This is a genomic window from Cohnella laeviribosi DSM 21336, assembly GCF_000378425.1.
GTDB lineage: Bacteria > Bacillota > Bacilli > Paenibacillales > Paenibacillaceae > Cohnella > Cohnella laeviribosi.
In genome coordinates this window covers 90,289-100,571 of record NZ_KB899821.1, presented here as the reverse complement: position 1 = coordinate 100,571, position 10,283 = coordinate 90,289, and the positions used below count along the sequence as shown (strand labels likewise).

The following is a 10,283-nucleotide window of genomic DNA, read 5'->3' as shown; positions in this document are numbered from 1 at the left end:
AGATCCGTACGACAATGCCGTAATAGAAAGCTTCTACAAAACGTTAAAACGTGAACTGATGCCGGAAACAAGGAGGTTTTCCAGTGAAAAGGAAGCACGAAATGCAATCTTTGAGTACATTGAAATGTTTTATAATACGAAAAGAATGCATTCAACACTAGGCTATATGAGCCCAGTGGAATATGAAAAAATCCATTCATAATGAATTGGTCTTAACTTCGTGTCAAGCAAACTGTGGAAAGTCCAAAGCGTCAGCTGCATCGGGAGATCGAGCTCATGCGGGGAATTCATGGGCTGCAATCTGTCGTGGTCGTGGATGAAGCTCACTTATTGGATCGTGAGATGCTGGAGGAAGTTCGCTTTCTACTGAATTTCAAGATGGATGCACAAAGCCCAATGGCTCTCATCCTTGTCGGACAAAGCGAACTTTGGGATCGCATTAACCTACAAGCTTATGCTGCAATTCGTCAACGCATCGATCTGCAATGCAAACTTCCGCATTACGACCGTGCCCAAACAGGAGCCTACATCGAGAGACACATGACTTATGCCGGTGCGGAACGGGACATCTTCACCGACGGAGCCATTGATGACATCTATCGTTTTTCTAGTGGAGCAGCTAGGCTAATCAACAAAGTATGCACTCATTGTTTGCTCTACGGAGCTCAAAACAAACACCGGATCATTGACGATCACATGGTCAAACGCGTCATTCAGGGAGAATTATCATAATTCTCCCTCTCGTATTCCAGAAGTGGTCAGATTAACCGTCAATAGCAGGACAACTCACGCCATCAACCCCCGGACATTATGCATTAACAGTAACACTATTACTTCTTAGGGTTTCATAAGTTTGTTCTAATCTATTAACTGTTTCAAGATTACTTATGAATTTCACGTATGAATTTGATGGCAAAACAATTACCTCCAAAGAGTGCGAAGATTTATTTATGGAAAGTATTATAAAAAGCAGGGGAAGCTATTAGGAACAGCATCCATAAGCAGTGTATGGTCAAACGGTTATCACTTAATAAAATGCGGATACTGTTCAGGTGCTTTGCGAATCTCCTGGGCTAATTGTTCATACTCACTTGTCAGTTTTATCGACCGAACTCTTTTGGCCTCTTGGTCACGAGGTTCGATAAAGCCTTCTTCCCGCCAACGGTTCACTTTCTCTCTGATGGATCGATCTGACATGCGTAGCAGTTCCCGCAATTCGCTGGTGGTCATGCTGTCTTGTTTAAAAGTGAGTTGGGCAAATACCATCCTCTGCTGCGGATCCAGCTTACGGATCAGTTCCGGTTCCACTTTCATCAACTGGGCTGATTTTTCCTGAACAATCGCAGCAGCTTCCTGAAATACTTCTGCCAAACCTTCAATAAAAAACTCCAGCCACGGAGTTAAATCAGCATCATGCCGGCCGAAGTAATAGTTGTGGTGAAGCCCTAATTGGAGTCTGCGATAATATTCTGCCAAATTCCTGTCATAAAAATTTTCAAGCACAAACAACCCCTTCAATCCAAATCCTCCACGGCGAAGAAGATACGTTGCCAACATTCGGGCAGTGCGGCCATTCCCGTCCATATATGGGTGGATAGTAAGAAATTGCCACATAAAAATACCTGCTTTGATTGGAACGGGGATTGCATAGCTTTCGGGAGAGTTCACCCATGCCACCAGATCTTCCATCAATGAAGGGACATCCTGCCATTCCGGAGGCAGATAAAATCCAGGAGCGTTTCGCCTGCCGACCTGATTTTGCTCTTTTCTGTATTCACTAATGCGGGGTCTGCGGCCATGCGAAATGCGAATGATGGCATGCAATTTTTTAATGAATTCTTCTGTAACAGGCAGCTGTCGCCTTTCCGCTTCATCTAGATATTCCAATGCCTTCATTAAGTTGTAAACTTCCAGTTCCTCATCTTGATTGCTGTTTTTATAAAGATACTTTCGCTTTTCCGCTTCATCGAGTGTATTCCCCTCGATCTTTGTTGAAAGAATAACTGTCTTTTCCATCGATTCTTTCTTTAATAAATCCAGTATGGATGCGGGTAATGGGAGCAGATCAACAACTGTGCAAGCACGTTGTATGTCCATAAGTTTACAAGCAATATGATTTGTAATGGAATATTTGGGTTTGAGCATCAAATCACCGCCCTTTTCTTAAATTATAACATTGCCGCTATTTTGCCGCAAATATATTTTATTCACTGTATCGCAGATGGAACGATAATGGGTTGACTAAATTGTAATTCCCATAAGCGGCAGAAAACCGTCCCGGCCGAACCGGTTATCGAACCGGATTGCTTGTCCACCCTCACCGCACAAACCGCCCGCTGCACACAAATCGCCCCGTTTCCTGACATCGGTTCGTGTTCACAACGTGTTAGCATTTTATACACCTATCCGACCAAACGGTCACAATATGGATAACGCTTTCCCGTCCGTCCGGCTACAATGTGAAGCAGAGCTATCCTTCAAAACGTATAGCGATGGAGGTCGGATTTTATGGCGTTCAAGATTGCCGATCCGCATTCAGGCGTCGACGGACCGCAGGGAGGCGCTGCGGAATGCGAAGTACGTATTTTGCACGATTCGCGTAGGCGGCCTGGAGGCGTTTGCGACCGACATTGACATTCCGCTGAAATACGGGGTCGACCAGTGCGTCGGGGATACGCTGGGCGCGGGCGGAATCATGTACGGACAGCGCGGCATCGCCGAGATGCTGAACATTTGCCGGGATATCCGCGAGGCGGCGGCCAAGGACGCGCTGCTGCTCAACTACGCGAATCCGATGGCGGTGCTGACGTGGGCGTGCAACCGGTACGGCGGCGTGCGCATGGTCGGGCTGTGCCACGACGTTCAGCACGGACACCGGCAGATCGCGGAAGTATACGGCCTAAGGCCCGAAGAAGTGGACATCGTCTGCGCGGGCATTAACCATCAGACATGGTATATTCAAATCCGCCACAACGGCGAGATTTGACGGAAGGGCCGCTCAAGGCGTTCGAAAAGCACAAGGACTTTAGCCGGACGGAAAAAGTGCGCATCGACATGCTTCGCCGCTTCGGCTATTACAGCACGGAGTCAAACGGGCACCTCAGCGAATACGTTCCGTGGTACCGCAAACGAGCGGACGAGATCCACGACTGGATCGATCCGGGCAGATGGATCAACGGGGAAACGGGCGGATACCTGCGCGTCTGCACGGAAGGACGCAACTGGTTCGAGACGGAGTTTCCGAATTGGCTGAACGATCCCGCGCTCAAGTACGAGGCTTCGCAGCGGAGCCATGAGCACGGCTCCTACATGATTGAAGCTTTGGAGACCGGACGCGTGTACCGCGGCCACTCCAATGTCGTCAACAACGGCGTCATCTCGAACTTGCCGGACGATGCCGTTATCGAAGCGCCGGGGTATGTCGACCGCAACGGCATTTCGATGCCGCTTGTCGGAGACTTGCCGCTCGGTCCGGCCGCCGTCTGCAACGCGAGCATTTCGGTGCAGCGCCTTGCGGTCGAAGCGGCGGTGCGGGGGGACGACAAGCTGCTGCGTCAGGCCTTTATGATGGACCCGCTTGTCGGCGCGGTCTGCAATCCGAAGGAAATTTGGCAAATGGTCAACGAGATGCTGGTCGCTCAGGAGGCGTGGCTGCCGCAATACGGCGAAGCGATCGCGGCCGCGAAGAAGCGGCTGGCCGAAGGGCCGCTGCTGCCGACGCGGGAAGGCTATCGGGGGGCGGCCAGACAGCAGGTCAAAACCGTCGAGGAAATGCGGGCCGACCGCAAGGCGGCGAACCGGAACGCGGGCGCATCGGACAAAGGCCAGGACCGCGCGAAAGCGCCCGCGCCCTGAATGGGTTTGCGTTGAAGCTTTGGGACGCTGCCGCAGGGCCTTGCCTTTGGCGGCGCCGGAAAGCCGGCCGCTTGCGCCGCCCGCACGGATCGCCCGGCAGCGCGATGCTTGGGGGCAAGAATGGTCAAGGACCGCTTACGTCCCGGGCGTGAAGTCGGTCCAACTGCCGCCCCCGTCCTTCGTGCCGAGGAGCAAGGCGGATTCGGGGCGCTCGGGATTAAGGGCGATGATCCATCCGGTCCGCGGGTCATGGAAATCGGCGTCCTGAACGCTGACAAGGCGCGGGTCCTGCAGTTTCGCAAAGTGGGTTCCGCCGTTGACCGTCTTCAACAAGCCGCCTTCGACGGGACCCGCGCCGACGCTCAACGGAACGTAACCGACGCGCGGATTGACGAATTCCAGCTTCACCGGATAGGGGCGGATGCCCGGAATCTTGTCGTTGCGCAGCTTCCACTTGCCGCCGCCGTTGTCCGTCGCATACAGCAGGGAGCCGTGCGTATCGGGATTCACAAACAGAACGAAGCCGTGCTTCCGATCCGGAAACCGGATGGCCGCAGGCGACCAGTCGCCGCTGAGGCGCGGCGCGTTGGCAAGCTTGACCCAGTGGCGGCCGCCGTCTTTCGTTTTCCATACGGCGGCCCGGCAGTCCGCATTCGCATCGGAAGGCACAAGTCCCGGATCGGGGCACTCGGTGCCGAGCCGGCCCGCGGCGTAGCCCGTCAAGGCGTCGACGAACGAAATGCGGTAAGGCGCCGCCTCCCCGGAATCCGAAACGGAGGCGTCCAGCCAGGTTTGTCCGCCGTCCGTCGTCTTGCCGATCGCGGACCGGACGCGGACGAAAGCCGTGTTTTCGTCGATCGCCTGGATTTCGTTGTTGGCCCCGGCTCTCCGGTCCGCAATCGACCACTGGCTCTTCCACGTTTTCCCGCCGTCGCTTGTATGCAAGATCGTCGTTCTTCCGCACAAGGCCGTCCCTGCGGCCATATTGCATTCGCTCGATCCGATCGCCCAGCCGTGCTTGCCGTCCGCAAAGGAAAATACCGCTTCCTGCAAGCCGGATTCGATCGGCGCGGAAGCCCACCGCTTGCCGCCGTCGGACGTACGCCATATTTGAGTGGTCGGGTCGTCCCCGATGGAGCCGGCAACCCAACCGTGCGCGGAATCGGCGAACTGGAGCTGCGTCAGCCGCACCGCCGGCGCAGCCGGGCGCTCCGGGGCGGAAGGCGCGGGCGAAGGCGTTTTGCCGGCCGCTTCGGCCGGGTTCCACATAAGCGCAAACGCGGTCAGCAACGAGCATAAACGTTGAATCATTTTTCATTTCCCCCTTCAGCAGAACGCTGGATTGGTTCGAAACGTATTCCAAGGTAGCATTTCCAATTTCTTCGTCATCTTCCCTTTTTTCGTTCTGGAAGGATTGACCGTTTTTAGAAGACGTGGTACATTGTAGTTACATCAATCAACGTTTTGCGGAAGCACCGCAATTTCCGATGAATCCTCGTCGGAGATTGCGGTTTTTTGCGTTTTCCGCGGGTTGAAGGGAGGGGCTGTTTTGCTGCGGTTGGTGATGGCTGTGCCCGACTCGCAATATGCGTCCAAGCTGTCGCGTTTTCTGCGCGAGAGCGAGCCGAGCTGGCGGATCGCGGCGTTTACGCAGGAGATTGCGCTCCTTCGGCATCTGGAGGAGGCGCCGGGAACGGAGCTGCTGCTTCTTCATTCCTCGTTTCTTCCGGCCATTCGGGCAAAAGCGGATGCCGGAGCCCTGCGCGGCCGGATCGTAGCGCTCGCGGAGCGGCCGGGCGAGGGCGAAGGGCTTCCGGAGGTGGCGATGTATCAGCCCATGTCCCGTCTGCTGACCGAACTGACGGAACACATGCACGGAGACGCCCGGAAGAGCGGCGAAGCTGCCGGAGGCGCGCCGTTGCTGACCGTGTTTTCGGCGGCCGGCGGCTGCGGGAAGACGGCGCTTGCCTTGAATATCGCACGGCAGGCCGGGGAACGGGGATACCGGGTTTTCTATTTGAACTTGGAGGCGCTGAACGCGACGGATTTGCTGCTTGGAACAGGGGAAGCGGACAGCCTGTCCCGTCTGCTGTACGCGCTGCGTACCCGTCCGGAGGATCGGGCGGCCGAGGAGCTGGAACGGCTCCGAAGAAGCGAAGGGCGGCTTCGGGCGGAATATTTCGACGCTCCCGACCATCCGGGCGAACGCCTTGCGATGACGGCGGAGCAGCTGCGGGAACTCATCGGCGCTCTGCGCGCGGACGGGCGTTACGATCTCATCGTAGCCGATACCGACAGCGGGTGCGGAGATTGGCATCTGGAGCTTCTGAACCTGAGCGCCCGGGTCGTCTGGATGGTCATGGACGATGCCCAGAGCCTGCGGAAGGCGGAGAAGCTGGCGCGGTACTGGATGGGCAAGCTTCCGATGGATGCGGGCTCCGTGTCGTTCGTGCTGAACAAGTTCTCCGGAGCGATGAAGAACGAATGGCGGCTGCCGGGGAAGGGGCCTGCGGGCGTATTGCCTTATGTTCCGCAGTGGAAGGCAATGGCCGGTCTTGAAGGGTGGTTCGCTTCCCCGGCGTTCAGCGGATCGGTCGACCGGCTGCTGGACGAATGGGGCTGGCCGCACCGCTTTTCATCCGAACTGCCTGCGGAAGGCGGTGGGCCTTATGCAAGCTTCGCCGCTGTCGGCCGCCGAGCTCGCTGAGCTTCGCGAAGCGGTGCGTTCCCGGCTTGCCTGGGACGCCGCCGTATCGGACGGCGAGCTGCGGGCGCTGATCGAACAGGAGCTGTTCCGCCATGCGCGCGCAAGAGAGATGACGTCGGCGGAAAGGGCGTCCGCGGTCAGCCGGCTTTTTCATTCGTTCCGGGGACTGGACGCGTTGCAGCCGCTGCTCGACGATCCGGACATTACGGAGATTATGATCAACGGGCACAGGGATATTTTCGTGGAGCGTTTCGGCGAGCTGAAGCCCGCCGGAATCGAATTCGAAAGCCGGGAAAGGCTGGAAGATCTCATCCAGGCGATGGTCGGCAGTGTCAACCGGATCGTCAACGAAGCGTCGCCGATCGTGGATGCCCGTCTGCCCGACGGTTCGAGGGTGCATGTCGTGCTGCCGCCGGTCTCGCTCACAGGTCCGATCGTCACGATCCGCCGTTTTCCCCGGCATCCTCCGTCGATGGACGAGCTGGTCGCGCGGGGCTCCGTTACGGAGGAGGCTGCGAAGCTGCTCCGGCAGCTGGTGGAAGCGAAATACAACATCTTCATCAGCGGCGGGACCGGCTCGGGGAAGACGACGTTTCTGAACGCGCTCGCCCAGTGGATTCCCGCGGACGAGCGGATTATTACGATCGAGGATGCGGCCGAGCTGCAGATTCGCGGCGTGCCCAATCTGGTCTCGCTGGAGACCCGCAACGCCAATACCGAAGGCAAAGGAAAGATCAGCATGCGGGAGTTGATCCGGGCTTCGCTGCGGATGCGACCGAACCGCATCATCGTGGGCGAGGTTCGCGGCGAGGAGGCGCTCGACATGCTGCAGGCGATGAATACCGGACATGAGGGAAGCTTGTCCACCGGCCACAGTAACGGCGCGCGCGACATGCTGTCGCGTCTGGAAACGATGGTGCTGGGCGGCGCGGATCTTCCGGTTCCGGTCGTTCGCCGCCAGATTGCGTCCGCGATCGATATCATGATCCATTTAAGCCGTTTTCGCGACCGTTCCCGCCGGGTAGCGGAAATCTGCGAGGTGGCGGGAATGGAGGATGGGGAGGTGCGGCTGCGCACGCTGTTTCGGCACGAGGAAGGAAAGGAGGGAAGCGGCGCCGCGGGAGGACGGCTGGAGCGGGTTTCTTCGCTGCAAAACGTGCGCAAGTTGCGTTTTGCCGGATTCGTGGAAGGAGGTTGACGGATGACCGATTACCGGGTTTACGTTCTGAGCCGTTCGCAGCGGCTCGCCGCGATTTGCTTCTGCGGCCTCTTCTGCTTTGCGGCCGTCTGGATGCTGTATCGTCAGCCGTATGTGGCGATCGCGGCTTCGGCAGCCGGGGCGTGGGGGCCGCGGCTTCTGCGGGAGCGGCTGCGAAGGCGGCGGCTGGAGCAGCTGCGCCGGCACTTCAAGGAAGCGTTGCACGCGCTTTCTTCGCTGCTGTCAGCGGGCCGTTCGGTCGAGAACGCATTTGCGGTGCTGGAGGAGGATGTGGCAATGCTGATCGGCAACCCGAATGCCGATATCCTGCGCGAGATCCGGACAATTGTCGTCCGCTTCCGCAACGGGGAGCCGCTTGAAGCCGCCTTTGCCGACTTCGCCGGGAGAAGCGGCTTGGAGGAGGTTCGCAACTTTGCGGAGGCTTTCCTGATCTGCAAGCGGTCGGGCGGCAATCTCGTGGAGGTCGTTCGCAAAACGGCCGGTTTGATCGGCGAAAAGATGGAAGTCGAACAGGAAATTTCGGTGCTTCTTGCGCAGAAGAAATTTGAGTCGAAGCTGATGATCGCGATGCCGTTCGCCTTTGTCGGCCTGCTTCATCTCATCGCGGGCGATTATATGTCCGCTCTTCATCAAGGAATCGGCTGGGTCGTGCTTACGGTTTGCCTGCTTCTCCTCGGTCTGGTCGGTTGGTGGATGCTGCGCATCGTGGATATCCGGATATGATGAAGGCGGCTGTTGGCGCAGGTTGGTTCGCGTTGGCCATCGGGTATCTCTGGATGTTCCGGCAAGCCTGGAAAACCAGAAACCGCAGCCTTAAATGGCATCCGCTCTTCAGCCCGATGAGCTGGCTGATGGAGCGCCCGGGCATATACCGGCGGCTGCGGGCCGTATTGCTGCGGCCGCAGGCGGCGCTTGCCGCGCTCCATGGCGGAATTTGCACAAGGGAGCGCTTGATCGGCTGGACGGCTGAAGCGTTGGGCCTGTCTTACGCGGTTTTGCTGTCCGCAGGTCTGCTTGGCCTCGTATCCGGGAGTCCCGAGCTGTTTCCGTTCGGAGCAGTTATCGCGTTATTGGTGCCGCTGCTTCGCTGGCAAGAGCTGCAAAAAAAGCTGGACCGGCATCGGCAGACAATTGTGCTGGAACTGCCGGAGCTGCTGAACCGGTTGCTGCTGATGGTCAACGCCGGAGAGAACGTCATGCGGGCGCTGGAGCGCTGCCTGCAGCGCCGGCAGGGCCCGGGGCAGATGCAGCATCCGCTGTACACGGAACTAAAGGCGGCGCTCGATGCGATCGGCCGCGGGGAGACGCTGGCGGCGGCGATGGAGGAATTCGGGCGGCGCTGCGCCGTTCCCGAAGCCAAGATGTTCGCTTCGACGCTGCTGGTCAACGCCCGGCGGGGAGGGGAGACGTTCGTCGCGTCGCTTCAAGAATTGTCCCGAACGCTATGGGAGAGGCGAAAGGCCGTCGCGCGAACGCTGGGCGAGCAGGCTTCCTCGCGCATGGCGTTTCCGCTGGTGCTCGTTTTTTTGCTGATTATGGTGCTGGTCGGAACGCCGGCCATGCTGTCGATGACCATTTAATCCATTATAGGAGGTTAAAAAGATGAATCTTACCCGACGCATGCAGCGCCTTGGCGCCAAGTGGTTTACGGCTTTTTGGAGAAACCAGGAAGGTCTGGGAACATTGGAAATCGTGCTTATTGCCGCGGTCATCATCGTGATCGTCGTTTTGTTCAGGGACCGAATTACGGATTTTCTCAACTCGCTATTCGACAAAGTGGAGACCAAGTCGGAAGATGTCTTCTCTTAAGCTCCGATTTGCTCCGTTGATCCGCCGTCTGCGGGACAATTCCGGCAGCTTCGCGCTGGAATCGTCCATGGTCATGCCCATCGTGCTGATGATGACGTTCCTTCTGTTGTTTTTCGCCATTTATATCGCCCAGGGCGCCATTATGTACTACAACGTCTCCATAGCGGGAGAACGGGCGGCATATAATTGGCCGAATTCGGCCAAAGACGTGCGGACGGGCGCATATCCGGCCGGACAATACGACGGGTTGTACTGGAGGCTTACGGATGACCGCGTTCTCTCCGGACTCTTCGGACTCGCCCTCGAATCGCCGGGCGCCGCTGTGGCGATTCCGGCAGCCGGCGGAGCGGAAGCGGGCGATCTTGCGGACCGCAAGCTGCTGGCGGCCGCCGGCACGATCGTCACCGCCTCCGCGGGCGAAATGCGGTACCGCCATTCCCTGGTCTGGAGGGAGATCGGCACCGAAGCGGCCAGCTCCGATGTTCCGGAGCCGCTTCGCCGCTTTAACGGTACGACAATCTTATCGGCGAAGGCCTCCGCCATCGTCGTCGAGCCGGCGGAATTTCTGCGGAATATCGATTTGCTGCGCTATTATGCGGCGAAGATGCGCAGCGCGGATGGCGGCGAGGCCGCTTACCGCGAGCAGGCCGCCGCCGTGCTGACCGGCGGGGCCGGCCGTTAACGGAAGGAGGA

The 10,283-nt window shown here is 57.9% G+C and carries 10 protein-coding genes and 1 pseudogene; 9 read left to right on the top strand and 2 right to left on the bottom strand.

From position 1 onward, the window contains the following. The coding region (locus F560_RS25020) for an IS3 family transposase (protein ID WP_019005843.1) at nucleotides 1–202 on the top strand (202 nt) is incomplete at its 5' end. Nucleotides 203–276: 74 nt separating this feature from the next. Beyond that, nucleotides 277–732, top strand: a complete 456-nt coding sequence (locus F560_RS23075) for an ExeA family protein (RefSeq protein ID WP_019005842.1) — start codon at nucleotides 277–279, stop codon at nucleotides 730–732. Nucleotides 733–1,023: 291 nt separating this feature from the next. Here the strand turns inward: F560_RS23075 and F560_RS0111270 are convergent, their stop codons facing one another. After that, a complete protein-coding gene (locus tag F560_RS0111270; protein WP_019005841.1) occupies nucleotides 1,024–2,145 on the bottom strand; it encodes a Fic family protein in 1,122 nt (373 codons plus the stop codon). A 376-nt stretch (nucleotides 2,146–2,521) separates the two neighbouring features. Between F560_RS0111270 and melA the strand changes: the two are divergent. Continuing rightward, nucleotides 2,522–3,855, top strand: a pseudogene (gene melA, locus F560_RS24190) (alpha-galactosidase); the annotation flags it as partial. A 135-nt stretch (nucleotides 3,856–3,990) separates the two neighbouring features. Here melA and F560_RS0111260 read toward each other — a convergent pair. After that, nucleotides 3,991–5,166 (bottom strand): WD40/YVTN/BNR-like repeat-containing protein, encoded by a 1,176-nt coding sequence (locus tag F560_RS0111260; RefSeq protein WP_019005840.1) that lies wholly within the window; start codon nucleotides 5,164–5,166, stop codon nucleotides 3,991–3,993. A gap of 238 nt (nucleotides 5,167–5,404) precedes the next feature. On the opposite strand from F560_RS0111260, the gene F560_RS0111255 reads away from it, so the two are divergent. From F560_RS0111255 to F560_RS23060, 6 genes are read left to right on the top strand one after another with little or no spacing between them, the layout of a single operon-like run. Next, on the top strand, nucleotides 5,405–6,562 hold the full coding sequence (locus F560_RS0111255) for a P-loop NTPase family protein (protein ID WP_019005839.1): 1,158 nt from the start codon (nucleotides 5,405–5,407) through the stop codon (nucleotides 6,560–6,562). After that, complete coding sequence (locus F560_RS0111250; RefSeq protein ID WP_019005838.1) at nucleotides 6,525–7,760, top strand: TadA family conjugal transfer-associated ATPase; 1,236 nt, start codon at nucleotides 6,525–6,527, stop codon at nucleotides 7,758–7,760. The genes F560_RS0111255 and F560_RS0111250 overlap by 38 nt, the downstream gene beginning before the upstream one ends. A gap of 3 nt (nucleotides 7,761–7,763) precedes the next feature. Beyond that, the gene (locus tag F560_RS0111245; protein ID WP_019005837.1) at nucleotides 7,764–8,504 is read left to right on the top strand and encodes a type II secretion system F family protein; all 741 of its coding nucleotides are present in this window, start codon (nucleotides 7,764–7,766) and stop codon (nucleotides 8,502–8,504) included. Continuing rightward, on the top strand, nucleotides 8,501–9,361 hold the full coding sequence (locus F560_RS23065; RefSeq protein ID WP_019005836.1) for a type II secretion system F family protein: 861 nt from the start codon (nucleotides 8,501–8,503) through the stop codon (nucleotides 9,359–9,361). Before F560_RS0111245 ends, F560_RS23065 begins: the two co-directional genes overlap by 4 nt. A gap of 22 nt (nucleotides 9,362–9,383) precedes the next feature. Beyond that, the gene (locus F560_RS0111235; RefSeq protein ID WP_019005835.1) at nucleotides 9,384–9,590 is read left to right on the top strand and encodes a Flp1 family type IVb pilin; all 207 of its coding nucleotides are present in this window, start codon (nucleotides 9,384–9,386) and stop codon (nucleotides 9,588–9,590) included. Continuing rightward, on the top strand, nucleotides 9,577–10,272 hold the full coding sequence (locus tag F560_RS23060) for a hypothetical protein (protein WP_019005834.1): 696 nt from the start codon (nucleotides 9,577–9,579) through the stop codon (nucleotides 10,270–10,272). The genes F560_RS0111235 and F560_RS23060 overlap by 14 nt, the downstream gene beginning before the upstream one ends. The last annotated feature ends 11 nt before the right edge of the window (nucleotides 10,273–10,283 follow it).